Origin of the sequence: Streptomyces sp. NBC_00083 (assembly GCF_026343295.1) — a bacterium.
GTDB lineage: Bacteria > Actinomycetota > Actinomycetes > Streptomycetales > Streptomycetaceae > Streptomyces.
Map to the genome: position 1 here is coordinate 254,682 of NZ_JAPELY010000004.1, position 24,883 is coordinate 279,564.

A 24,883-nucleotide genomic window follows, 5' to 3' on the forward strand; every position below is an offset into this window, starting at 1 on the left:
TCCAACGAGCCCGGCCTCGGCACCCCACTTCCTCCTGTCTCCCTGTACGGGGACGCGCCCGGCGAGAACGAGAGCTGGGAGGAGTGGGACCCGACCGAGGAGTCCGTACGCGCGGTCCGCGGCCGGCACAGAGTCGCCAGACAGCGCGGCGGACTCGCCCGCAGCTCCACCGTCCTCGGCGTCGGCGTGATCGCGGCGGTCGGCGCGGGCGGCATGGCCACGGCGCAGACCAAGCCGCCGGTCTCCATATCCCTGCCCGACTCCCTCACCGACCACCTGCCCGACCTCGGCTCGCTGCCGGGCGTGGGTGAACTGGTCTCCCACGGCGGTGCGGCGCACGACGCTGCGGCTGCGGACGCGGAGGCCGACGGGTCCTCGGCGGCACGGGCCGACCGGAAGATCGCGGCGGCGCCGCTGACCATGGCCGGGCTCTCCACCTCCGAGGCCGAGGCGGGCGCCACCGACGCGGGCGAGGCGCTGCGCGCCCGCATCCTGCAGCAGGCCGAGCAGCAGAAGGCCGGAGCCATCGCCGAGGCGAAGGCGGTCGCCCAGAAGGCCGCGGAGGAGAAGGCGGCGGCGGAGGCCAGGGCCAAGCAGGACGCGGCCGAGGCGAAGGCCGCCGCCGAGAAGAAGGCGGCGGACGCGGCCGCGGCGAAGAAGGCGGAGGAGGAGCGGCTGGCGAAGCTGGCCGCGGCGTACTCCCTGCCGGTCGGGTCGTACACGCTGACCTCCACCTTCGGCGAGGCCGGCTCGATGTGGTCCTCGGGCCACCACACGGGCCTCGACTTCGCGGCCCCGACGGGCACGCCGCTCAAGGCGATCCACTCCGGGACGGTCAAGTCGGCGGGGTGGGCGGGGGCGTACGGGTACCGGACGGTGCTGGAGCTGGAGGACGGCAGTGAGCTCTGGTACTGCCACCAGTCGTCGCTCGCGGTGACTGTGGGGCAGAAGGTGTCCACGGGGGATGTCATCGGGCGGGTCGGGGCGACGGGCAATGTGACGGGGCCGCACTTGCACCTGGAGGTGCATACGCCGGGCGGTACGGGGATCGACCCGATGGCCTGGCTCCAGTCGAAGGGGCTCACCCCCTAGCGGCACCCGCGCAGTTCCCCGCGCCCTGGGGCGCTTGCCCTTGGCAGGGTGCGCGGCATCGGCATCCCTCCCCTCTTGGCAGGGTGCTTGGTCTCGGCATCTTCAGCCCGTCCGGCGTTTGAGGACGAGCGGTTTTCAGGCGCGAACGGGGTCTGAGGCGGAGCCCCAGCAACCCCGGCTTTCGTCTGCGGACCGTGCCGGGGCACCCGCGCAGTTCCCCGCGCCCCTGAAAGCCGCGGCGGAGCCGCTACCGGCTCGGGTGGGGCCGGGTGGAATACGGGGTGGGGCTGGGGGGTTGGGGGCGGCATGAGTTTTCTACGTGTGCTGGGTAGTTCGGACCTCTCCGTCTTCCCCCTCGCCCTCGGCGGCAACGTCTTCGGCTGGACCGCCGACCAGGACCAGTCGTTCGCCGTGCTCGACGCCTACGCCGCCGGCGGGGGCAACTTCGTGGACACCGCCGACGCCTACTCGAAGTGGGCCCCGGGCAACTCCGGCGGCGAGTCCGAGACGATCATCGGGAAGTGGCTGGCCGCCCGCGGCAACCGGGCCGACATGGTCATCGCCACCAAGGTCGGCTCGCACCCCCGGTACGAGGGGCTCGCCGCGACCACGATCAAGGCCGCCGCCGAGGAGTCGCTGCGCCGCCTGGGCACCGACTACATCGACCTGTACTACACGCACTTCGACGACACCTCCGTCCCCGTCGAGGAGATCGTCACCGCCCTCGACCAGCTGGTGCGGGACGGCAAGGTCAGGGCGCTCGCCGCCTCCAACATCTCCCCCGAGCGGCTCCAGGAGTCCCTGGACTTCTCCGACCGCGAGGGCCTCGCCAAGTACTCGGCACTGCAGCCCCACTACAACCTCGTCTCCCGCGGCACCTACGAGGGCGCGCTCCAGGACACCGCCTCGCGCGGGGGCCTCGCCGCCGTGCCCTACTTCGCGCTCGCCGCCGGCTTCCTCACCGGCAAGTACCGTCCGGGCCACAGCGTGGACAGCGCGCGGGCCGCGGGCGCGGGCAAGCACCTGGAGAGCGAGCGGGGCCGCAAGGTGCTCGCCGCGCTCGACCGGATCGCCCAGGAGCGCGACGCCGAGATCGCCACCGTCGCGCTGGCGTGGCTCGCCGCCCGGCCCACCGTCGCCGCGCCCATCGCCTCCGCCCGCACGGTGGAGCAGCTCCCCGCGCTGCTCGCCGTCGCCGACCTGGAGCTGACGGACGCGCAGATCTCCGAGCTGACGGCCGCTTCAGCGTAGGTACGGATTGTGGGCCCCGTACGGCGCCGGGCCCGCGGCCGGACCCGGCTGTCCGTACGGGGCGTACCGCGGCTGCGGGGCGTACTGCGCGTGCTGGGTGTAGGGGTGCGGCGGGCCGGGCTGGGGCGGCAGCCAGATGCGGCCGGTCGCTCCCGCCGCGTACAGCAGCGCCGGGGCTGCGACCGGCTTGCGCTCCCACAGATGGTGGAGGAGTTCCTGCTCGCGGGCCGCGAAATCGGGCCCGGGGCCGGTGGCGCCCGCGCTGCGGTACGCGCGGTGGCGCAGGAACGCGAGCGTGGTCGCGAACGCCTCGTACTCGGCGACCGCGCGCGCCGCGGCCTTCCCTCCGAAACGGTGGTGCGCGAAGTCGCGTGCCGTCGCGCGGGCCCGCATCGAGGACAGCGCGAGCGGCTCCGCGGGCCCGAGCCAGCCGGCCGCCGCGTACGCGGGCAGCTCCGCCGCGACCGTACGCAACTCGCGCTGGCGGCTCCACACCGCGAGCCAGGTGAGCAGCCCGAACACCGGCACCATCACGGCCCCGTACACGATGTAGAAGCCGTACGTCCCGAACAGGGCCGAGCTGTTCCACAGGGCGTGCATGCCCATCGCGAGCACCAGGCCGAGCAGCGGGAACGCGACGCGGCGCAGCCGCCGGCCGGGCGGTGAGAGCGCGGCGAAGCCGAAGCCGATGCCGGAGAGCACCGTGAACAGGGGGTGCGCGAACGGCGACATGACGACCCGTACGAAGAACGTGGCGGCCGTCGTCGAGGTGAGGCCCTCGCTGTGGCTCGCCTGGTCCTCGCCGAACGCGTTGCCCAGGTACAGGATGTTCTCGGTGAAGGCGAAGCCCGTCGCGGTGAAGCCGGCGAAGACGACACCGTCGACGATGCCGTGGAAGTCGCGTCTCCTGAAGCAGAAGAGCAGCAGGACGGCCGCCGCCTTCGCGCTCTCCTCGACGATCGGCGCTATGACGCTCGCGCCCAGATGGTCGGCCGAGGACGGGTCGGCGGTGGCGGTGGCTATCCATCGCGTCGCGAACGAGTTGGCGATGATCGCCACCAGGGCGGCGGCGCAGGCGCCCCACGCCAGGGCGAAGAACAGGTTGCGCCACGGGCCGGGGTCGACGCGGTCGAGCCAGCGGAACGCGGCGCCGAGCAGCGGCACCGGGAGCACCGCGAGGCCGAGCCCGACCAGGAACCCCTCGGTGCCCGTCTGCTCCCGCACGAGCGCGAAGATGACCAGGCCGCACAGGGCGAGCAGGGTGATCAGCGCGCCGGCGCGGACGGCCTTGGAGCGCCAGAAGTCGCGGCGCGGCCGGTAGCGCCACTTCGCCCGGTCCGGCGGGACCGCGTCGAACCGGGGGTCGTCCGCGCACGCCGGGACCGGCCGGGCCGGGACGGCCTGGCCCGGCTGCTGGGGCGCCTGCCCGGGGTGCGGGCGGTGCGGAAGCGACTCGAAGGACACGAGACGACCCTAACGAGCGTCACTGACAATGCGCGACGGCGCCCGCACTACCCGCTGTGTGCGCCGGTGGCGGCGGGGCCGGAGCGCTCGGCGCGGCGGAACAGCAGGTCGTGCACGACGTGGCCTTTGTCGAGGCCCTGCCCCTCGAACCGGGTCAGCGGACGGAACGCGGGCCGGGGCGCGTAGCCGCCGCCCTCCACCGTGTTCTCGAAGTCGGGGTGCGCGTCGAGGACTTCCAGCATCTGCTCGGCGTAGTCCTCCCAGTCCGTCGCGCAGTGCAGGACGGCGCCGGGCTTCATCCGCGTCGCGGCGAGCGAGAGGAACTCGGGCTGGATCAGGCGGCGCTTGAGGTGCCGCTTCTTGGGCCACGGGTCGGGGAAGTACACGCGCATCCCGTCGAGGGCGTCCGGCTCCAGCATTTCGCGGAGCAGGATGATCGCGTCGCCGTTGGCCACGCGGATGTTGCTCAGACCGCCCCGCTCGGCGAGGCCGAGGAGGTTGCCCTGGCCGGGGGTGTGGACGTCGACGGCGAGGATGCCGGTGGCGGGGTCGTCGGCGGCCATCTGCGCGGTGGCCTCGCCCATGCCGAAGCCGATCTCCAGGACGACCGGGAGTCCGTCGAACATGTCGGCCAGGTCGACCTTGCCGAGCCCGTCGATGTCGAAGCCCCACACCGGCCACAGGCGCTCCAGGTACTCGCCCTGGCCGGTGGTGACGCGGCTGCGGCGGGGCTGGAAGCTGCGGATGCGGCGTTCGTGGTGCGAGCCCGCGGGGTCGGCGGCGGGGCCGCCGGGAAAGCGGGGCGCTTTGTCGCGCGGAAGGACGCGGTTTGCCGGGGCGGGGGCTTCTGGGGTGCGGGGCGGTTGCTCAGACACAATGCATCGATTCTACGACCCCGGCCGCCGCGACTCCCTCCCGCCGAGGCTCTGCCCCGGGCCGGTAGAGGGGTGTTGCGGGGTGCGTTTTCCGGTCTGCTTTCGGGTGCGGGCCGGTGGGGGCTGGTCGCGCAGTTCCCCGCGCCCCTTGATGTCGGTCTGCTTTCGGGTGCGGGCCGTGCCCGCGTCTCGCGCAGTTCCCCGCGCCCCCAGGTGGGTCCACCTTGGCAGGGCGCCTGGTCCAGGCATCTTCAGCCCGTCCGGCGATTGAGGACGAGCGGCCTTCAGGCGCGAACGGGGTCTGGGGCGGAGCCCGTCAGGCGGGCGGCATCGTGGACAGGACCCTTCGGGCCACCTCCCTGCCGATGGGGAGGGACGCCGTCGCCGCCGGGCTCGGGGCGTTCAGGACATGGACAAGCCGCGGGGTCTCGCGGATCAGGAAGTCGTCGACCAGGGTCCCGTCCCGCAGGACCGCCTGGGCCCGGACGCCCGCCGGAGCGGGACGCAGATCGCCCGCGTCCACGGCGGGCAGCAGGCGGCGGACCGCCGCGGTGAAGGCGTGCTTGGACAGGGAGCGGTGCACCTCGCCCGCCCCGTACCGCCAGTGGCGCCGGGCTATCCGCCACGAGCCGGGCCAGGCCAGCGTGCCGGCCAGCTCGCGCGGACGGACCGTGCGCCAGTCGTAGCCCTCGCGGGCCGCGGCCGGCACCGCGTTGGGCCCGACGTGGACCGAGCCGTCGACGCCCCGGGTGAGGTGGACGCCGAGGAAGGGGAACGCCGGGTCGGGCACCGGGTAGACCAGGCCCTTGACCAGGCCGGGCCGGGCCAGCTCGTAGTACTCGCCGCGGAACGGCACGATCCGCACCCCGGGGTCGTCGCCCGCGAGCCGCGCCACCCGGTCGCAGTGCAGCCCCGCGCAGTTGACCAGGGCGCGGGCGCGCAGCACCGTACCGTCGGCGGTGCGCACGGCGACGCCGAGGGAGGCGCGCCGGTCGATGCGGACGACCTCCGCGCCGTAGCGCACCTCGGCGCCGGACAGCTCGGCGAGGCGCGCCGCGACCGCCCCGTAGTCGCACACCCCGGTCGTGCCGACGTGGATCGCGGCGAGGCCGCGCACCTCGGGCTCGTACTCCGCTATCTGGGCCGGGCCCAGCTCGCGCACCGGGATGCCGTGCTCGCGGCCGCGCTGGACCAGGGCGTGCAGCCGGGGCAGCTCGGCGCGCTCGGTGGCCACGATCAGCTTGCCGGTGACCTCGTGGGCGATGCCGTGCCGCGCGCAGAACTCGACCATCTCGGCCGCGCCGCGCACCGCGAACCGTGCCTTGAGGGAGCCGGGCTTGTAGTAGATGCCGCTGTGGATGACCCCGCTGTTGCGCCCGGTCTGGTGGCGGGCCGGGCCGCTCTCCTTCTCCAGGACCACCACACGCGTGCCGGGTGACGCCTGCGTCAGCGCGTACGCCGTCGACAGGCCCACGATCCCGCCGCCGACCACCAGCACATCGCAGTCGTACGTCGTCGTCACCCCAGGCACCTCCCACCCCGGTCGTGTCTTTCCCGGAGGACGGCCCCGGACCCCCTCACCACATACTGCACTGACCCACTGACAATCCCGGTAAACGTCCGGTGGAGGCCCTACGCGGGCGTGACGAGCAGGGGCCTGGCCCGTTCGCGCAGCTCGGCGACGCGCGGCTCGTCCCCGTAGGGCTCCAGGCGGTGCAGCAGATCGCGTACGTACTCGGTGGTGCGGGCCGACGAGATGCGGCCCGCGACCTCGACGGCCCGGGTGCCGGCGGCGCACGCCGCGTCCAGGTTGCCCGACTCCAGTTCGGCGACGGCGCTCACCACGAGCCGCAGCCCGTGCGAGCGGACGAACTCCTCGGTGGGCCGCGAGAGCGCCTGCTCGGTGAAGCGGCGCACCTGGCGGGGCGCCTTCAGGTCGCGGTAGCACTCGGCCGCGTCCGCCGCGAAGCGGTCGTAGGAGTAGAAGCCGAGCCAGGACGGGTCGCTGTCGCCGTCGCGTGAGCGCTCCAGCCACGCCTCGGCGGCTTTCAGGGCGCCCTCGGCGGGGTGCCCGTCGCCGGCCTTGGCGTGGGCGCGCGCTTCCACGAGGCGGAAGAAGGACATGGTGCGGGCGGTGGCGAGCCCGCGGTTGCGCTCGACGGCGGCCTGCGCGAGGTCGACGCCCTCGTCGGCGAAACCGCGGTAGGTGGCCTGGAGCGACATCGAGGCGAGCACATAACCGCCGAGCGGCACGTCGGCCGCGGCGCGCGCGAGCCGCAGGGCCTGGATGTAGTAGCGCTGCGCCGCCTCCTGCTGGCCGGTGTCGAAGGCCATCCACCCGGCGAGCCGGGTCAGCTCGGCGGTCGCGCCGAACAGGGCGCGCCCCACCTCGTCGCTGTACGAGCCGAGCAGCAGCGGGGCCGCGTCGACGCGTAAGCACTCGGGCACCATCGACGAACGCCAGTCGCCGCCGCCGTACTTGGAGTCCCAGCGGCGGGCGTCCTCGGCGGCCTCGCGGAGCTTGGCGACGTCGCTGTGGCCGACCTTGAGCGGCGGCAGGTCGGTCAGGTCGAGGCTGCGGGCCACCGAGGAGTCGGCCGGCGTGATGAGCCAGCGGGACGCGGGGGTGGCGTAGGCGCTGACCGCGAAGGAGCCCGCGAGGGACTGCCAGATGCCGCCACCGGCCCGGCGCCCGGCCAGATCCAGCCGGTACAGGTCGGTCGCCGAGCGCACCGCCTCCGAAACGTCGCGCGGGAAGGCGAGCCCGACCTCGGGGGCCGGGTCCGCGTCCGCGAGGCCGATTTCGTGCAGCGGGACGGGCCGGCCCAGCTTGGCACCGATCGCCGCCGCTATGAGGTGGGGCGCGGCGCCCTGGGGCACCATGCCCTTGGAGACCCACCGGGCCACGGAGGTCTTGTCGTAGCGCAGGGTCAGGCCCCGCTGCGCGCCGAGGTCGTTGACCCGGCGGGCGAGGCCCGCGTTGCTGATTCCCGCGAGGGCGAGAACGGTGCCGAGCTTCTCGTTCGGCCCGCGTTGCTCCCTGGACATGCGCCACCCCTCGACACAGACGGCGTTCCCCCGGGCGGTGTGGATGTCCGGTTCGTCGGCCGCAAAAGCATGTGGCCGAGCCCTCGGGAATATGCCACCCGTGAGGAACAGCAGTAAACACAGCGTAGTTCGCCGCATCCCTACCGTTAAGGGGTGGTCTTCCGTATGGCGAGATTGTTTTCCGTACGGACCGGTGCCGGCGTCCGCGCGGGCGGCGGGGGCGCCGGGCCGTTGCGCCGGGGGTGCGGCGGCGATGGCCGCCGCCGCGCTCCCGGCGCGCGGCCGTGCGCCCGGCCGTGCGCTCTCGCAGGGCCCCCAGGGGGACGCTTCCATGTGTGGTGCGTGGGTCGGCCCGCTGCATGGATCCAGCGGGCTGGGGGACACCGCCGCCTCAATCCCCGCGGGCGGCGGACCGGTCCGGGAGGCGAACGGCGCCTCCCGGACTGTGTGTTGTGGGCCCCCGGAGACGGCTGTGACGACGGCCGGGCGCCGCGAGAATGGCTGAATATCGCCCCCTGTCCACGGGGTTGGGCGGCCCTGGGCGATCACCACGGACTCGCCCCGTACGTCCCGGGAACGGTGCCAATCGGCCACCCTCCGGGGTGAATTCACTTGTCCCGCCTGTCCCCCGGAGCCCCTCGTGGGCGCGGTTGTCGTGACAGCATGGGGTCCCGGCCTCCTCGGATCCGTGGGAAGCGCCCTGACGGGATGCCGTCGCGGGCTTTTCTGACGGAGCGTCACACAAAGGTCCGGCCCGGGGTTGTCCACGAGTTGTCCACAGCCTGTGGAGGCGCGATGCGATGGTTGGTGGGGTGGAGCAGCGTCGCCGCAAGCTTCCGCACGGGTGCCTACGGGGCGGGCGGCGCCTACGGGCCCGGCTCCTACGGCACGGCGGGCGCCGTCGGCGAGCCCGACGAGGGCCGCACCGTCCACCCGGTCGGCGCCCAGCTCCTGTGGGGCGACCCCGATCCGCTGTGGGCCGTCGGCGACTGGCGGCCCGACGAGATCCGTACGGTCGCCGTCGGCGCCGACACCCGGCTCGCCGTCCTCGGCTGCTGCGCCGCCACCGACGAGGAGCTCCGGGTCGGCCTCTTCGCCGCGCGCGGCGGCGCGCTGCGCCACCTCTCCGCCTGGCCCGGCAGCTACACCGCGGTCGCCCAAGTGGCCCGCCGCATCACGGTCGTCGGCGACCTGGCCGGCGCGCGCCCCGTCTTCTACACCCCGTGGGCGGGCGGAACGGCCTACGGCACGGCGGCACTTCCGCTCGCCGACCTCATCGAGGCCCAGCTCGACATCGGTCACCTCGCCGCCCTGCTCGCCTGCCCCGACGTGCCCGAGGCGCTCGGCGACTCCACGCCCTACGCGGGCGTACGCCGCATCCCGCCCGGCCACGCCCTGGTCCTGCGGGAGGGCTCGCGCGAGATCACCGGGTACGAACCGTTCGCCTCGCTCGCCGTGGCCGCGCCCCAACTGGCGCCCGCCGCGGCCGTGGACGGGGTCCGCGACGCCCTCGTCGGCGCGGTACGGGCCCGGCTCACCGCGCCCCGGCACGCCCCCGAGACCCTGCCCCCCGACCCCGGCCCGGTCCCCGGCATGGGGCCCGCGGAGCGGCGCGCGGCCCGTGGCGGCCCCGCCCCCGGCATAGGGGCCGATCTCTCCGGCGGCCCCGCCTCCGCGACCCTCGCCCTCCTCGCGGCCGGTCTGCCCGGCGTCCCCGGCACCGTGCTCGGCCACGGCACCGGGGCGGGCGAACGGCTGCTCGCCGTCACCTTCAACGACCTCACCGTGCCCGGCCGCCGGCCCGAACTGGAACGGGCGGGCGCGATCGCCGCCAACCCCCGCCTGCACCACGTGGTGGTGACCGGCGCCGAGGAGTCCCTCCCCTACGCCGACCTCGAAGGGCCCCTCACGGACGAACCGGGCCCCTCCCTCGTCGCGGCCCCGCGCCACCGCAGACGCCTCCTGTCGGGCAGCGCCGACCACTTCACCGGAAGCGGAGCCCGCCAGGTCCTCGACGCCCATCCGGCGCGCCTGGCAGATCTGTTGATGGACCGTCAGCGTCGCCATCTGCTCCGCCCCGCGACCGCCCTCGCCAAGGCGGGCGGCCCCTCGGCCAACTCCCTCTTCGTCCCGCTCACCGTCTACCGGGCCGCCCGCCGCCTCGCCCGCACCCCCTACCGCACCGGCATCGAATCGGCCGCGGACGCCCTGCGCGAGCCCCGCTTCGACGATGCGGCGAGCCCCCTGTCGATCTCCCTGGCCGCCCTGTCATGGACCCGCCCGGGGCCTGCGGCCCGCTGGCTCACCGGGGAAGCGCTCGCGGAAGTATCGGTTCGCCTGATGGCGTCGGCCACCCGCCCCGCCCCCTCGCAACGCCCCGGCGAGGCCCGCGCGTCGGCCGCCCTCGCCCGCTACGCGTCGGACCACCGCATCCTCGAACAGGCCGCCGAGGTACGCAGCCAGCGCCTGCACGCCCCGTTCCTCGACAACCAGGTCGTCCGCGCCTGCCGGGCCCTGCCGGAATCCCTGCGCGTCCAGCCCGGAGCCCGCGCCGACATCCTGCGTACGGTGCTCTCGGCATCCGGGGTGCGCGACCTGCCGCCCGGCTGGGGCGCCCCCTCGCACGCGCCTTCCACGGCCGCGGCCCGCGCGGGCCTGCGCCAGGCCGCCGACCCGCTGGTCGTCCTCTTCGAAGCGCCGCTGCTCGCCGACGCCGGCCTGATCGAGGCCCGCACCGTACGCAAGGCGGTCCGCGCGGCGGCGGCCGGCGAACCCCTGCCCCTGGACGGCCTCGCCGACCTCATCTCCACGGAGCTGTGGCTGCGCCGCCTGCTCGCCAGGCGGGGCACCTGCTGGACGGGGACGGCGGCGCCGAGACAACGCGCGGTCGCGGGCGGCGTCACCCCGCCCAGGCGCCCCACGCTGCGGTCCTGAAACGCCCCCGGTGCCACGCCCTTGGGCGGCGGGCGCGGCGCGGGAGCGGGCGGCCCCGCCATAATGAACGCGTGCGGTACCTGATCCTGGGCGCCACGGAGGCGCATGACGACACCGGCACCGCCATACCCCTGGGCGGGCCCAAAGTGCGCGCCCTGCTGACCGCGCTCGCCCTCAGCCCGTCGCGCCCCGTCCCCGTGCCGGCCCTCATCGACGAGGTGTGGGCCGACGATCCGCCGCAGGACGCGCCCGCCGCCCTCCAGGCCCTGGTCGGCCGGTTGCGCCGCGCCATCGGCAAGCAGGCCGTGGAGTCGGGGCCGGCCGGCTACCGGCTCGCCGCGCCGCCGCAGGCGATCGACCTGTACGCGTTCGAGGAGCGCGCGGCGCACGGCGCCGACCAGCTCGCCGCGGGCGACCCCGAGGCCGCCGCCGAGACCCTGCGCGCCGCCCTCGCCCTGTGGCGCGGCCCCGCCCTCGCCGACCTGCCCGAACGCCACGCGGCCGTACGCCCCGAAGCGCGGCGCCTGACCGCGCTGCGCCACCGCATCGAGGCGGACCTGCGGCGCGGCGCCGCCGAGGGGCTGCTGCCCGAGCTGATGGAGCTGCTCGCCGCGCACCCCTACGACGAGACGCTGCACGCCCAGGTGATCCGTACGCTGCGGGCCGAGGGCCGCCGGGCCGACGCGCTCGCCGCGTACGACAAGGCCCGCCGCACCCTGGCCGACTCCCTCGGCACCGATCCGGGCCCCGAACTGGCAGCGCTGCACGCCGAGTTGCTCCGTGACGAGCCCGTGCCCGCCGGCCTCGCCGGGGGAAACATCCGTCCCCGCCTGACCTCGTTCGTGGGACGCGAACCCGAACTAGCCCTGATCCGCACCGACTTGGCCGCGTCCCGCCTGGTCACCCTCACCGGACCCGGCGGCACCGGCAAGACCCGCCTCGCCGAGCAGGCCGCGGCCGCCTCCGACGCCGCCGCCTGGCTCGTGGAACTCGCCCCGCTGGACGAGCCCGGGGCCGTGCCCGGCGCCGTGGTCTCCGCGCTGGGCCTGCGCGAGACGACGCTCCTGGCGCGCGAGGGCCAGCCCACCCACAACGACCCGACCACCCGCCTCGTCGACGACCTGTCGCGCCGCCCCGACACCCTGCTCGTCCTCGACAACTGCGAGCACGTCATCGACGCAGCGGCCCGCCTAGCCGAGACGCTCCTCACCCGCTGCCCCCGGCTGCGCATCCTCGCCACCAGCCGCGAGCCGCTGGGCGTGCCGGGCGAGGCGGTCCGCCCGGTCGAGCCGTTGCCGCCGCTCCCGGCCCACCGCCTGTTCGCCGAACGCGCCCGCACCGCACGCCCCGACTTCGACCCCGAGGCCGATCCCGGGGCGGTCGCCGAGATCTGCCGCCGTCTCGACGGCCTGCCGCTCGCCATCGAACTGGCCGCCGCCCGACTGCGGTTGCTCACCCCGCGCCAGATCGCCGACCGCCTCGACGACCGCTTCCGCCTCCTGACCGGCGGCAGCCGCACCGTCCTGCCGCGCCAGCAGACCCTGCGGGCCGTCGTCGACTGGTCCTGGGGCCTGCTCGACACCTCCGAGCGCGACGTGCTGCGCCGCGCCTCCGTCTTCGCCGGCGGCTGGGACCTCGCCGCGGCCCAGGCCGTGTGCGGCGCCACCGACGACCTCGCCGCGCTCGTCGAGAAGTCCCTGGTCATCGCCGTCCCCCTGGACGACGGGAGCGGCATGCGCTACCGCATGCTGGAGACCATCCACGAGTACGCCGCCGAGCGGGCCGCCGAGACCCCCGACCGCCTGCGCGAGGCGGCCGACGCGCACACCGCGTACTACGGCGCCCTGGTCCGCCGGGCGGAACCCCTGGTCCGCTCGCACGACCAGCTCCCCTGGATCCGCCGCCTGGAGACCGAGCTCGACAACATCCGGTCCGTGCTGCGCCGCACCACGACCCCGCCCACCGCCGACGAGGACACCGCCACCGGGCTCGCGCTGGACATGGGCTGGTTCTGGTGGCTGCGCAACTACCGCACCGAGGGCGCCGACTGGGCGCACGACGTGGCGAAGCTCTCGCCCACCCCCGACGACCCGTCGCATCCCCGGTACTGGCCGCGGCTCCACCTCGACCTGCTCCGCTTCTTCCTGCTCTCCGACGTCGACCGCGACCAGGGGTTCGCCGACCCCGCCGTGCAGGAGCGCCTCACCGAGATCCGCCGCGCCTTCGAGACCGGCGGCCCGCAGGCGGCCCGCTTCCCGGGCCTGCTCTGGCCGTTCGCCACGTTCCGCACCGACCCGCCGGGCATGGTGCGCGAGTCCATCGACGCCGTCGTCGCCAACTGCCGCCGCCACGGCGACGACTGGGCGACCGCGGTGAGCCTGATGTTCCGTACGCACATGGCCATCGACATGCCCGGCGGCTTCGAGGGCGTCGACGACGACCTCGCCGAACTGCGCGACCTCGGCCGCCGCGTGGGCGACCGCTGGATGCGCGCCCAGGTGGCGGGCGCCGCCGCCGAAGCCGCGATGACCCGGGGCCTGCCCCAGCTGGCCCGCCCCGCCTACGAGGAGGCGCTCCAGCTCTCCCGCGAGGTCGGCGCCCACCAGGAGGCCCCCTTCCTCACCGCCCGCGTCGGCGAACTCTGCTACCGCGAGGGCAACTTGGACGCGGCCGAGAAGGCCCTGCTTGAAGCGGCGACGGACGCGCACCGCTACCGGGTGGCCGACGCGCTGCCGTACATCCACTCGCTGCTCGCCACCATCGCCCTCGACCGGGGCGACATCGAGGCCGCCGTCCGCCTGCGCACCCAGGCCCTCGACTTCTCCACGGCGGGGCCGCAGGGCCAGCCCCCGCACTTCACCGCGCTGCTCGACGCGCTGGACGCCCGCGTCGTCGCCGTCGAGTCGGGCCCGCGGGCGGGCCTCGTCCGCCTGGCGGACGGGCTGCGCACGGCGGCGGGCGCCCAGTGCACCGAGCTGGTCCTGGCCCATCTCGCCGAACGCGCCGCCCAGTTGCTGGTCGCGCTCGGCGAACCCGCCCTCGCGGTACGGATCCTGGGCGCGGCCAACGCCTGGCGCGCCGACATCCCGCGCTCCGTACCGGAGGCGGCGATCGAGCGGTCCATCGTCGACGGCGCCCGCCGCACGCTCAGCCCCGGGCAGTACGCCACGGAGAGCGCGGCCGGGGCGGCCCTGACCCCGCCCGGCATCCCGCCCCTCCTGGACGCGGTGACCGGCGCCTGAACCGCCCCGGCCCGGCTACCGGCAGCTGATCTGCGACTGCGCCCAGTCGGCGAGCGCCGCCGTCCCGAACGGGCCCTCCGGCTCGACGACGAGCCGGATCGTGCGGCGCCCCGCGAGGTCGGCGTGGACCGGCACCGCCGGGTCACCGCCGTGCAGCACGGGCGAGCGCCACAGCAGGACCCCGTCGCCGTACACCGAGAAGCGCACCACCCCGAGTCCCATCGACAGATGGTCCACGCCCGCGTACGCGTCGTAGGTGCGGCACTGGCGGTTGAGGTCGATGGTGACCGAGGAGCGGCCGTGCACGGTCACGCCGTGCGGGAAGCGACGGTCGCCGATGCGCATGCCCGAGCGCTGCCACAGCCAGCTGGAGTCGCCGAGCCGCACTTCGGGCTTGGTGCCGTCGCCGAGGACGCCGTACTGCAGGCGGTTGACCTGGTACACGGTCGGGGCGGGCGGTGGCGGCGGGGGAGGGGTGGGCTTCGGCGGAGCCGGCTTGGGCGGCGGCACCGGCCGCGGCGGCGTGGGCCTCGGGTGCGTCGGCGGCCGGGGCGGGGCCGGCCGGGCCACCGGCTTTTTCGGCGCGGCCGGCTTGGGCGGCGGGGTGGGCGCGGGCGCGGGAGGTGCGGGCGGTTCGGGCGCGGGCGGCGGCTGCTCGTGCGGCACGGCGGGCGCGACCGCGGGGGGTTTCGCGTCGGGCTTGGGCGCCGGGGCGTCGTTGCCGGTCAGCGCGAACACGACACCGGCCGCGACCGCCACGGCGACCGCCGCCGCGATGCCGGCCTTCGCCGGCGCGCCGAGACCTTCCGCCGCGGCGCCTCCCGCCGCGCCGCCCGATGAGCCGCCGCCCGTCGCCGCGGCAGCCGCCCCGGCGCCCGCGGCACCGGCCGCGCCGCCCGCCACGACACCGGCCGCCTTGAGCGAGAACCCGGCGGCGAACCAGCCGATGACCGCGACCGGGAGCAGCGCGGGGATCCCGGCGTTGACGTCCTTGAGCTCGACGACCGCGACCCGGCACTTCGCGCACTCCTCCAAGTGCTTGCTGAGGCCCCGCTCGGCCCGCATCCGCAGCCCGCCCCGCGCGTACGCGCCGAGCCGGTCGGCGTATCGGGCGCAGTACCCGCCGGAGGTCAGCGCGGTGGAGACGTGCGCCTGGAGGTAGGCCTGCTTGAGCCCTTCCCTGGCGCGGCTCGCGAGCACCGCGGTGGCGTTGGCGGTGAGCCCGAACAGCGGCGCGATCTCGCTGGGCGACTCCTCCTCGACGGTGGTGTGCCACAGCACCGCCTGCCAGCGCTCGGGCAGGGAGCGGAACGCCTGCATGGCGAGCGTCTGCTCGGCCTCGTGCATGGCCCGCACATCGGCGCCCAGGTCGATGGTGTCGTCGTCGGACACCTCGGCCGAGCGGGCGGACTGCTGGGCGAAGACCGCGAAGTCGTCGACGAGCTGCTCCCGCTTGGCGGTCCGCGTCCAGGACGCGGCGACCCGCCGCACGGTGGTCATCAGGTAGGCGCGCACGGCCTGTTCGGGCCCGGCGCCGCCGCGCACCGCCTGCAGCGTCCGCGCGAAGACCTCCGCGGTGAGGTCGTCGGCGGTGTGCGCGTCACGGCAGCAGCTGCGGGCGTAGCGCCGCACCGCGTCGGAGTGGCGGCGGTACAGCTCCTCGTACGCGCTGTCGTCGCCGGCCCGCATCGCGTGGATGAGACCGGCGTCGGACTGCCCGGCGTCGGCGATCTCCAGGGCCATGCCTTCGCGCAGCCCGCCCTCGCGCTGCGGCGGCACGCTCGCGCCGGGATCCCCCACACCGTCCATGGGCCCCCAGGGGCCGGGCAGTACGGTGCCGCCGAGGTCGGGCGGGGACGGCTCGCCCGCACCCGGCTGCTCGGGACCTGAACCGCCCACGGCCTGCCCCGGAAAGGACACGGGACCACCCGGCGCGAGATGCCCGGGACCACCTGACGAGACCTGGCCGGGACCGCTCGGAGCGATGTGCCCGGGGCCGCCCTGGTTCGGCACCTGCCGTGGCGGACGCGCCCCGTCGGAGCCGCCCGAATCCGGGCCGCCGCCGCCCGAGCGCGACTCGTCCCGCTCTTCAACGCCCATAGCGGAAGCTCCCGTAAGCACGCCCAGACCCGACCACCGGGCAAGCGTGCCACAGAGCACAAGCGGAGCCGAGCCTCAGGCGCGGCAACCACTCATCCGGGGAGAGTTACCGCACCCGGGCACTAGCCATCACCCTTTCGGGTAAGGCTCGGCGCCGTGATGACGGCCCGCCGGGCCGCCGTCAACTCCGGTCGCGCCCGCACGGGTTGACCGTCAGGACGACGGGCGCGAACGGAGCCCTTCGAGCAGGATGTCCAACAGCCGCGCGGAGGCGGCGGCCTGCTGGTTGGCGTCCGGCAGCGAAGGCGCCGCCGTGGCTATCACCAGGAGCACATCGGCGACGGTCACATCGCCGCGCAGCTCACCCGCGGCCCGCGCCCGGTCCACCAACTGCCCGACCACGTCGAGCAGCTCGGCCGCGCCCGTGTCACCCAGCTCCAGCTCGGGCGCCGCGCGCTGCTCGACGACCCGGCCCCAGCCGGACGCCTGCTCGGCCCCGCCGACCTGCCGCTGCTGCGGCACCCGCGCCTCGTCGAGCCCGTCGCGCGGCCCCTCGGCCCGTACGCCCTCGGAGCGCGCGTCCTCGGGCCGTGCGCCCTCGGCCTCCTCGCCGTCCACACCGACCCGCAGCACCTGCGGCGGAAGCAGCCGGCCCGCGCCCGATGCCACCGAGGTGCGCAGGAACCGGGAGAGCGCCGACCACGGCTCCTCCTCCTGACCGAGCGCCGTACGCGCCTGGTCGGTGAGGCGCGAGGTCTCCTCCTCGGCTATCCGGCGCACCAGGACGTCCTTGCTCGGGAACCGCCGGTAGACGGTGCCCACCCCCACCCGGGCCCGGCGCGCCACATCCTCCATCGGCGCCCCGTAACCGAGCTCGCCGAACACCTCGCGCGCCGCGCGCAGCACGTGCTCGAGGTTGCGCTGGGCATCCACCCGCAGCGGCGCGGAACGCGACCCGCCGACGCCCGGACCCGTGCCCAGCCGGCTGTTTCCGTCGGATGAGGCCACGACGGCCGTCTGCCAATGAGAGTCCTGAATGTGCATTGATCCCCCGGTTATTACGTCTCCCCCCGGAGACTCCCCGCCCTGACAGCCGGGGACGGGTCCCTCACCCGAAACCCCGACGAGTAACGAACATAGTTGAGCCGGACTCAATTCAGAAGGGGTTCTTCCGCGTGGCGTGCCCCCCGATCGGACCAAGGGCCTCCGCTCGACCGGATCGGCCCTGCCCAGCACGTGTCACCCATCGACTGGCCTGCGCTTTCTCCGTTCCGGTGGGTGGAATGGGCCACCCGCCCCGGGAGTGCCTTCCGGTCACACAATTTGTCAGGCCTGTGGACAAAGCCCGGGGCCCGTTGCGTCATGGGGTGGTGACAGAACCTGTGCGCGTTCTCGTGATCGGCGGCGGATACGTCGGGATGTACACGGCGCTGCGTCTGCAACGCGCCCTCAAGACGGAGCTGAGGAGCGGGACGGCCGAGATCACCGTGGTGGCCGCCGACCCGTACATGACGTACCAGCCGTTCCTGCCCGAGGCGGCGGCCGGGAACATCTCGCCGCGCCATGTCGTGGTCCCGCTGCGCAGGGTCCTGGACAAGTGCCGGATCGTCATCGGCGAGGCCGACCGCGTCGACCACCACCGGCGCACCGCCACCGTCACCACCCTCGCCTCGCCCGAGGACGGAACCGGCGCGGTGGAGCTGGAGTACGACGAACTCGTCATCGCGCCCGGCTCGATCTCGCGCACCCTGCCGGTCCCCGGACTCGCCGACTACGCCATCGGATTCAAGACCGTCGAAGAGGCCATCGGCCTGCGCAACCACGTGATCGAGCAGATGGACATCGCCTCCTCCACCCGCGACCCCGCCATCCGCGACGCCGCCCTCACCTTCGTCTTCGTCGGCGGCGGCTACGCGGGCGTCGAGGCGCTCGCCGAGCTGGAGGACATGGCGCGCTACACCGCGCGGTACTACCACAACATCAAGCCCGAGGACCTGAAGTGGATCCTCGTCGAGGCCAGCAACAGGATCCTGCCCGAGGTCGGCGAGGAGATGGGCACGTACGCGATCCGTGAGCTGCGCGCCCGCAACATCGACGTACGCCTGGAAACCCGCCTCGACAGCTGCGAGAACCGGATCGCCGTCCTCAGCGACGGCGCCCGCTTCCCCACCCGCACCGTCGTGTGGACCGCCGGCGTCAAGCCCGCCCCGCTGCTCGCCGCCACCGACCTGCCGCTCACCGAGCGCGGCCGGCTGCGCTGCACCGCGGAGCTGCGGATCGAGGGCGTCCAGCACGCCTGGGCGGCCGGCGACGCGGCCGCCGTGCCCGACCTGACGGCCGCGGCCAAGGACGCCGAGTGCGCGCCCAACGCGCAGCACGCCGTGCGCCAGGCCAAGGTGCTCGCCGAGAACGTGGCGGCGGCCGTGAAGGGCGGGGAGTTCACGCAGTACCGGCACAAGTACGCGGGCTCGGTCGCCTCCCTCGGCCTGCACAAGGGCGTCGCCCACGTCTACGGCCGCAAGCTCAAGGGCTACCCCGCCTGGTTCATGCACCGCGCCTACCACCTGAGCCGCGTCCCCACCTTCAACCGCAAGGCCCGCGTGCTCGCCGAATGGACGCTCGCCGGGCTCTTCAAACGCGAGATCGTCTCGCTCGGCTCGCTGGAACACCCGCGCGCCGAGTTCGAGATCGCCGCGGGCGGCGGCCCGCCCGCCAAGGGCCCCGCCCCGCACGACAACTGACGGTTGTCAGTGCGGTCCGTCACACTGGGCGTGTGACCATAGGTGGGCCCACACCTGCACAGAGTGATCCGGCGGACCACCCCCGCACCAGCACCGGCAGCACCGCACCCGCAGCAACACACGAGGCTTGGAACACCGTGAACTTCACGCGTTGGAGCGCCCGGCTCCCCGGTACGCAACGCCGCGCCGCAGCACGGACCGACCGCGCCGACCGGGGCTCCGTGCCCGCGGCCCGCGGCGCATCCGGGCCGCAGCCGGAGCCCTGGCCGGACGATGTGACCGAGCCCCCGGTCCTCGACGACCTGTCGGTGCGCGACATCCTGGGCCAGCTCCCCGCCCTGGTCGCGCTCCTGACCGGCCCCGAGCACCGCGTCGCGTACGTCAACGACGCGTACGCGGCGGCCTTCGGCACCCGCCCGCTGGGCGCGCCCGCCGCCAAGGTCTCGCCCGAGCTCGCCGAGCTCGGCCTGCTCCCGCTCATGGACCAGGTGCTGCGCAGCGGCAAGCCCCGCACGGTCAAGTCCCGCCGGATCCAGGGCGCCGGCTCCTACACGGTGACGTGCAGCCCGGTCGAGGTCCCCGGCCAGGACGAAGGCGGCGTCCTCGTCTTCGCCGCCGACGTCACGGACCACGCCGAGGCCGCCGAGCGGCTGCGCGCCAGCGAGCGCCGCCACCGCGAAACGGCCGTCACCCTCCAGCGCTCCCTGCTCCCGCAAGAGCTGGAGCAGCCCGACGACCTGCGGGTGGCCGCCACCTACCAGCCCGGCGGCACCGACGCCGCGGTCGGCGGCGACTGGTACGACGTGATCACCCTGGGCGCCGGCCGCACCGCGCTCGTCATCGGCGACGTGATGGGCCGGGGCGTGCGCGCCGCCGCCGTCATGGGCCAGCTCCGCACCGCGGTGCGGGCGTACGCACGCCTCGACCTGCCGCCGCACGAGGTGCTCCAGCTCCTGGACGGCCTGGCCGCCGAGATCGACGCCAGCCAGATCGCCACCTGCGTCTACGCGGTGCACGACCCCAACGAGGGCCGCCTGGTGTACGCGTCGGCGGGCCACCTGCCCATCCTCGTACGCCACGAGAACGGCACCGTCCACCAGGCCGAGGACCCCACGGGCCCACCGCTCGGCACCGGCGGCTGGCTGCACACCTCGGGCACGATCGACCTGCCGCCCGGCGCCACCGCCGTCCTCTATACGGACGGCCTGGTAGAGCGCCGCAGGGAGGACATCGACGAAGGCGTGGCCGCGCTCGCGCGGGCGCTGTCCGGCGCGGTCGGCACCCCGCAGGTGGTGTGCGACCGGCTGCTGCGCTCGCTGGGGGTGACCGCCGAACACGACGACGACGTCGCGGTCCTGGTCTGCCAGCACCCGGCCCGCACCGGGCCGGCCGCGGAGCTGTTCCACAACGCGGCGCTCGATCTGCTCGGCGGCATCGAAGCGGCGCCCCGCGCCCGCGCGTTCGCCTCCGGCGTCCTCGCCTCCTGGCGCTTCCCCATGGAGCTGCGCGACCTCGGGGTCCTCGCCGCCAGCGAACTGGTGGCCAACTCGCTCCAGCACGGCACCCCGCCGATGCGCCTGCGGCTCCGCCGCACCGACCGCCGCCTGATCATCGAGGTGACCGACGGCGACGACCACCTGCCGCGCCGGCGCCGCGCCGACCCCGGGGACGAAGCAGGACGAGGCATCTCGATCGTCGCGACGATCGCCTCGTCCTGGGGTTCGCGCCGCACGCCGGGCGGCGGCAAAGCGGTGTGGTGCGAGTTCGCCCTGCCGGGATAGAGCGGGCCCGGTGCGGACGCGGGCCTCACGCGTTGGCGGGCGCCTGCTCCGGCAGGTGCACCGCCACCACGCGGGACTTCGCGGCGAGCATCGGATGGTCCTGCGCGAGCGTCAGCTTCTTGCCCAGCCGCAGCGCGAGCACCGTGATCCCGAGCGAGAACAGCACGAACGTCACGATGTACGGGCCGTGCAGCGCGGCGCCCATGGGCCCGCCGACGGCCGGCCCGATCGCCAGCGCCAGCTGCTTGACCAGTGCGAACGCCGAGTTGTACTGCCCGACCATCGACTCCGGCGCCAGATCGGCGACCAGCGGCGCCACGGTCGGCGACAGCATCGCCTCGCCCAGCCCGAACAGCGCGTACGTCGAGACGAACGCGGCGGTCGCCATGGCCTGGCTGCCGTGCCCGAGGCCGGCGTAACCGGCCGCTATCCACGCGACGGCCCAGATGAGACCGACGGACGCGATGACGCGGCTGCGCCGGCGGCGCTCCACGAACCTCAGGACGAGGAACTGAGCGACCACGATGACGGCGGTGTTGGCGGCGAGCGCGACACCCAGCGTCGAGGGCTCGATCCCGGCGGCCTCGGTGCCGTACGCGGAAAGACCCGACTCGAACTGGCCGTAGCAGGCGAAGAACAGCACGAACCCGAGCACGCACAGCTGCACCATCGCCCGGTGCTTGAGGATCGCCCGGATCCCGCCGCCCGCGCCCTGCTCACCCTGGGGACGCGCGTCCGGCACACCCACGGAGCGCGGCATCTTCGCGGAGCCGGCCACGGCGGCGAGCACCAGGAACATTACCGCTTCGATGGAGAACAGCAGGGTGAAGCTGGACGGCCGGCTCGCGTCGACGATCTGGCCGCCGATGAGCCCGCCGATGCCGAGCCCGAGGTTCTGGAGGAAGAACTGCAGGGCGAAGGCGCGGGTGCGGGTCGCGGGACCCGAGCACCAGACGATCATCGTGGCGAGCGCCGGCTGCATCACGGCGGTACCGGCGCCGAGGAGCGTCGCCGAGGCCACGGCGGCGGGCACGTTCGAGGCGAAGCCGAGGCCCAGCGCGCCGGCCGAGGCGAGCAGCGCGGCGCCGACCAGGACGGGCAGCGGGCCGCGCCGGTCGATGACCCGGCCGGTGAACGGCAGCACCACGAGCGCGGCCATGGCGAAGACGGCGAGCACGACACCGGCCGTGGTCGCACCCAGATCCCGCACCTGGGCCACGTACACATAGAGGTACGGAACGGTGAACCCGAGTCCGAACGCGCTCAGCGCGTTCCCCGCCTGGATCCGGCGCATCGCTGCACCCATCGCCTTGGTCACACTCACCACCTTGAGTCGGGAAGTCCGTGGGCCTGAGCCGGGGCGTGCCGGGGCACGGCGACGTGAGCGGAAGGGCTCGAACGTGAAGGGCTCAGATCTGAAGACTTCAATACTAAAATTAGATCCTTAACAATACACACTCAAGGACTTAGAAGCCAACGAACGCCGTGCCATACTCGCGACATGGCTGAGACCACCGAGCCCGACGAGCCCGACGGCCCCCAGGAGCCGACCCTCGACGAGCAGATCGCCGCGTATCAGCGGGAGTACCGCGACCTCGACCCGCAGGTGGAGAAGGTCGTCTCGGCCCTCGGCCGCCTGAACCGGCGGATGAACGTGGCGTACGGCCGCCAGGTCGCCGCACTCGGCATCAGCAACGCCGAGTGGGAGGTCCTCAAGACCCTGCTGCTCGCGGGCGAGCCCTACCGCCTGGGCCCCGGCGAACTCGCCAAGCGCCTCGGCCTCACACCGGCCGCCATGACGCACCGCATCGACCGCATGGCCGGCGAGGGCCTGGTCACGCGCGACCGCGACGAGAACAACCGGGTACGCGTCATCGTCGAGCTGACCGACGAGGGCCGCACGAAGTGGCTCGAGGCGATGCGCATGGCCAGCGACTTCGAGGAGGACCTGCTCCAGGACCTCTCCGGGCAGGAGCGCGGCCAGCTCGGCGACATGCTGATCCGCCTGCTGCGCAGGGTGGAGCACGCCCAGCCGGACGCGGGCGGCCGCCTCACCGACCTCGACTGAGACCCCGACCGAGGCACCTCGCGGGCTCCGCTGAAAAACCAGTGGACAGGAGCCGGGGCCGGGGTTGACACGACCCGCCCCGATCCGTAAGGTTCTTCGAGTTGTCGCGGGGCCGATACGGTTCTGCAACGACCGTCCGCCGCAGACTCTGCGGCCACCCAACTCAGCACGATCTCCCGACCGGGATTGTTTTCGGCATGCCGAATTCATTTCGATGGGACCGGAAGCCCCGATTACGGGTTGCCGGAAAAATCCGCTAGGGTTCGGGAGTCCGAACGGCCCAACAGCCGGGAAGACAAGCCGACTTGGCCCCGGGAGACCGGGAATCAGGACCGAAAGGATCTGATAGAGTCGGAGCCGCCGGAAAGGGAAACCCGCAAGGGAGAACCTGGAAGGCACCGAGGAAATCGGACACGAAAGAGTCTGATAGAGTCGGAAACACGAAATACCGAAGGGAAGCGCCCGGAGGAAAGCCCGAGAGGGTGAGTACAAAGGAAGCGTCCGTTCCTTGAGAACTCAACAGCGTGCCAAAAGTCAACGCCAGATTGACAACCCCGTCTCCACTTCGGTGGGACGAGGTTCCTTTGAAAAGTCCTGCACGCCCTTGTGGTGGGCAGGCAATTACACAGCGAGGACGCTGTGGACGGGCCGCCTTATTCCGGTGGTTCCGTCCCGCTCTTACGTGATGTGTGCACCCGATTACGGGTAAACATTCATGGAGAGTTTGATCCTGGCTCAGGACGAACGCTGGCGGCGTGCTTAACACATGCAAGTCGAACGATGAAGCCCTTCGGGGTGGATTAGTGGCGAACGGGTGAGTAACACGTGGGCAATCTGCCCTTCACTCTGGGACAAGCCCTGGAAACGGGGTCTAATACCGGATAACACTCCTCAGGGCATCTTGAGGGGTTAAAAGCTCCGGCGGTGAAGGATGAGCCCGCGGCCTATCAGCTTGTTGGTGGGGTAATGGCCTACCAAGGCGACGACGGGTAGCCGGCCTGAGAGGGCGACCGGCCACACTGGGACTGAGACACGGCCCAGACTCCTACGGGAGGCAGCAGTGGGGAATATTGCACAATGGGCGAAAGCCTGATGCAGCGACGCCGCGTGAGGGATGACGGCCTTCGGGTTGTAAACCTCTTTCAGCAGGGAAGAAGCGAAAGTGACGGTACCTGCAGAAGAAGCGCCGGCTAACTACGTGCCAGCAGCCGCGGTAATACGTAGGGCGCAAGCGTTGTCCGGAATTATTGGGCGTAAAGAGCTCGTAGGCGGCTTGTCACGTCGGATGTGAAAGCCCGGGGCTTAACCCCGGGTCTGCATTCGATACGGGCTAGCTAGAGTGTGGTAGGGGAGATCGGAATTCCTGGTGTAGCGGTGAAATGCGCAGATATCAGGAGGAACACCGGTGGCGAAGGCGGATCTCTGGGCCATTACTGACGCTGAGGAGCGAAAGCGTGGGGAGCGAACAGGATTAGATACCCTGGTAGTCCACGCCGTAAACGTTGGGAACTAGGTGTTGGCGACATTCCACGTCGTCGGTGCCGCAGCTAACGCATTAAGTTCCCCGCCTGGGGAGTACGGCCGCAAGGCTAAAACTCAAAGGAATTGACGGGGGCCCGCACAAGCAGCGGAGCATGTGGCTTAATTCGACGCAACGCGAAGAACCTTACCAAGGCTTGACATATACCGGAAACGGCTAGAGATAGTCGCCCCCTTGTGGTCGGTATACAGGTGGTGCATGGCTGTCGTCAGCTCGTGTCGTGAGATGTTGGGTTAAGTCCCGCAACGAGCGCAACCCTTGTTCTGTGTTGCCAGCATGCCCTTCGGGGTGATGGGGACTCACAGGAGACTGCCGGGGTCAACTCGGAGGAAGGTGGGGACGACGTCAAGTCATCATGCCCCTTATGTCTTGGGCTGCACACGTGCTACAATGGCCGGTACAAAGAGCTGCGATGCCGCGAGGCGGAGCGAATCTCAAAAAGCCGGTCTCAGTTCGGATTGGGGTCTGCAACTCGACCCCATGAAGTCGGAGTTGCTAGTAATCGCAGATCAGCATTGCTGCGGTGAATACGTTCCCGGGCCTTGTACACACCGCCCGTCACGTCACGAAAGTCGGTAACACCCGAAGCCGGTGGCCCAACCCCTTGTGGGAGGGAGCTGTCGAAGGTGGGACTGGCGATTGGGACGAAGTCGTAACAAGGTAGCCGTACCGGAAGGTGCGGCTGGATCACCTCCTTTCTAAGGAGCACAGCACCGTCTGCAGACAAATGTTCTGCACGGTCAGCTC

At 73.0% G+C, this 24,883-nt stretch carries 14 protein-coding genes and 1 rRNA gene; 8 read left to right on the forward strand and 7 right to left on the reverse strand.

Translation table 11 applies throughout. The features are described from left to right. The first annotated feature begins 42 nt into the window (after positions 1-42). Positions 43-1,092 carry a M23 family metallopeptidase gene (locus OOJ98_RS31290; protein WP_267058733.1) on the forward strand — a complete coding sequence of 350 codons (1,050 nt, stop codon included), beginning with the start codon at positions 43-45 and terminating at the stop codon, positions 1,090-1,092. 306 nt (positions 1,093-1,398) lie between these two features. Continuing rightward, entirely contained in the window at positions 1,399-2,343 is a 945-nt protein-coding gene (locus OOJ98_RS31295; RefSeq protein WP_267058482.1) for an aldo/keto reductase, read from the forward strand. Here the strand turns inward: OOJ98_RS31295 and OOJ98_RS31300 are convergent. The 4 genes from OOJ98_RS31300 to OOJ98_RS31315 all read right to left on the reverse strand — a co-directional run bounded on the left by OOJ98_RS31300 (position 2,335) and on the right by OOJ98_RS31315 (position 7,730). Continuing rightward, positions 2,335-3,807: a PrsW family intramembrane metalloprotease gene (locus OOJ98_RS31300; RefSeq protein ID WP_267058483.1), complete on the reverse strand. Its 1,473-nt coding sequence runs from the start codon at positions 3,805-3,807 to the stop codon at positions 2,335-2,337. The two genes, OOJ98_RS31295 and OOJ98_RS31300, sit on opposite strands and share 9 nt — an antisense overlap. 47 nt (positions 3,808-3,854) lie before the next feature. Next, positions 3,855-4,682 carry a tRNA (guanosine(46)-N7)-methyltransferase TrmB gene (gene trmB, locus OOJ98_RS31305; RefSeq protein ID WP_267058484.1) on the reverse strand — a complete coding sequence of 276 codons (828 nt, stop codon included), beginning with the start codon at positions 4,680-4,682 and terminating at the stop codon, positions 3,855-3,857. Positions 4,683-4,998: 316 nt separating this feature from the next. Continuing rightward, positions 4,999-6,204, reverse strand: a complete 1,206-nt coding sequence (gene lhgO, locus OOJ98_RS31310) for an L-2-hydroxyglutarate oxidase (RefSeq protein WP_267058485.1) — start codon at positions 6,202-6,204, stop codon at positions 4,999-5,001. A gap of 110 nt (positions 6,205-6,314) precedes the next feature. Beyond that, the gene (locus OOJ98_RS31315; protein WP_267058486.1) at positions 6,315-7,730 is read right to left on the reverse strand and encodes an MFS transporter; all 1,416 of its coding nucleotides are present in this window, start codon (positions 7,728-7,730) and stop codon (positions 6,315-6,317) included. 795 nt (positions 7,731-8,525) lie between these two features. Between OOJ98_RS31315 and OOJ98_RS31320 the strand changes: the two genes are divergently transcribed. Together OOJ98_RS31320 and OOJ98_RS31325 are read left to right on the forward strand one after the other, a co-directional pair. Then, on the forward strand, positions 8,526-10,664 hold the full coding sequence (locus tag OOJ98_RS31320; protein WP_267058487.1) for an asparagine synthase-related protein: 2,139 nt from the start codon (positions 8,526-8,528) through the stop codon (positions 10,662-10,664). Between the two features lie 71 nt (positions 10,665-10,735). Beyond that, a complete protein-coding gene (locus OOJ98_RS31325; RefSeq protein ID WP_267058488.1) occupies positions 10,736-13,906 on the forward strand; it encodes a BTAD domain-containing putative transcriptional regulator in 3,171 nt (1,056 codons plus the stop codon). A 15-nt stretch (positions 13,907-13,921) separates the two neighbouring features. Here the strand turns inward: OOJ98_RS31325 and OOJ98_RS31330 are convergent, their stop codons facing one another. After that, the gene (locus OOJ98_RS31330) at positions 13,922-16,006 is read right to left on the reverse strand and encodes a sigma-70 family RNA polymerase sigma factor (protein WP_267058489.1); all 2,085 of its coding nucleotides are present in this window, start codon (positions 16,004-16,006) and stop codon (positions 13,922-13,924) included. Positions 16,007-16,219: 213 nt separating this feature from the next. Next, complete coding sequence (locus OOJ98_RS31335) at positions 16,220-17,050, reverse strand: TetR/AcrR family transcriptional regulator (RefSeq protein WP_267058490.1); 831 nt, start codon at positions 17,048-17,050, stop codon at positions 16,220-16,222. A gap of 338 nt (positions 17,051-17,388) precedes the next feature. Between OOJ98_RS31335 and OOJ98_RS31340 the strand changes: the two genes are divergently transcribed. Then, the gene (locus OOJ98_RS31340; RefSeq protein ID WP_267058734.1) at positions 17,389-18,747 is read left to right on the forward strand and encodes an NAD(P)/FAD-dependent oxidoreductase; all 1,359 of its coding nucleotides are present in this window, start codon (positions 17,389-17,391) and stop codon (positions 18,745-18,747) included. 137 nt (positions 18,748-18,884) lie between these two features. Next, the gene (locus OOJ98_RS31345; RefSeq protein WP_267058491.1) at positions 18,885-20,528 is read left to right on the forward strand and encodes a SpoIIE family protein phosphatase; all 1,644 of its coding nucleotides are present in this window, start codon (positions 18,885-18,887) and stop codon (positions 20,526-20,528) included. 25 nt (positions 20,529-20,553) lie between these two features. Here the strand turns inward: OOJ98_RS31345 and OOJ98_RS31350 are convergent, their stop codons facing one another. Then, entirely contained in the window at positions 20,554-21,834 is a 1,281-nt protein-coding gene (locus OOJ98_RS31350) for an MFS transporter (protein WP_267058735.1), read from the reverse strand. A 195-nt stretch (positions 21,835-22,029) separates the two neighbouring features. Between OOJ98_RS31350 and OOJ98_RS31355 the strand changes: the two genes are divergently transcribed. Further along, complete coding sequence (locus OOJ98_RS31355; protein WP_267058492.1) at positions 22,030-22,596, forward strand: MarR family winged helix-turn-helix transcriptional regulator; 567 nt, start codon at positions 22,030-22,032, stop codon at positions 22,594-22,596. 712 nt (positions 22,597-23,308) lie between these two features. Continuing rightward, positions 23,309-24,834 (forward strand): 16S ribosomal RNA (locus OOJ98_RS31360). Positions 24,835-24,883 lie beyond the last annotated feature (49 nt).

Bases quoted from the DNA above. Each gene is read 5' to 3' on its own strand.
- OOJ98_RS31355 (WP_267058492.1), top strand. From the start codon at position 22,030: ATGGCTGAGACCACCGAGCCCGACGAGCCCGACGGCCCCCAGGAGCCG.
- OOJ98_RS31330 (WP_267058489.1), bottom strand. From the start codon at position 16,006: ATGGGCGTTGAAGAGCGGGACGAGTCGCGCTCGGGCGGCGGCGGCCCG.
- OOJ98_RS31320 (WP_267058487.1), top strand. From the start codon at position 8,526: ATGCGATGGTTGGTGGGGTGGAGCAGCGTCGCCGCAAGCTTCCGCACG.
- OOJ98_RS31335 (WP_267058490.1), bottom strand. From the start codon at position 17,050: ATGCACATTCAGGACTCTCATTGGCAGACGGCCGTCGTGGCCTCATCC.
- OOJ98_RS31315 (WP_267058486.1), bottom strand. From the start codon at position 7,730: ATGTCCAGGGAGCAACGCGGGCCGAACGAGAAGCTCGGCACCGTTCTC.
- OOJ98_RS31350 (WP_267058735.1), bottom strand. From the start codon at position 21,834: ATGGGTGCAGCGATGCGCCGGATCCAGGCGGGGAACGCGCTGAGCGCG.
- OOJ98_RS31295 (WP_267058482.1), top strand. From the start codon at position 1,399: ATGAGTTTTCTACGTGTGCTGGGTAGTTCGGACCTCTCCGTCTTCCCC.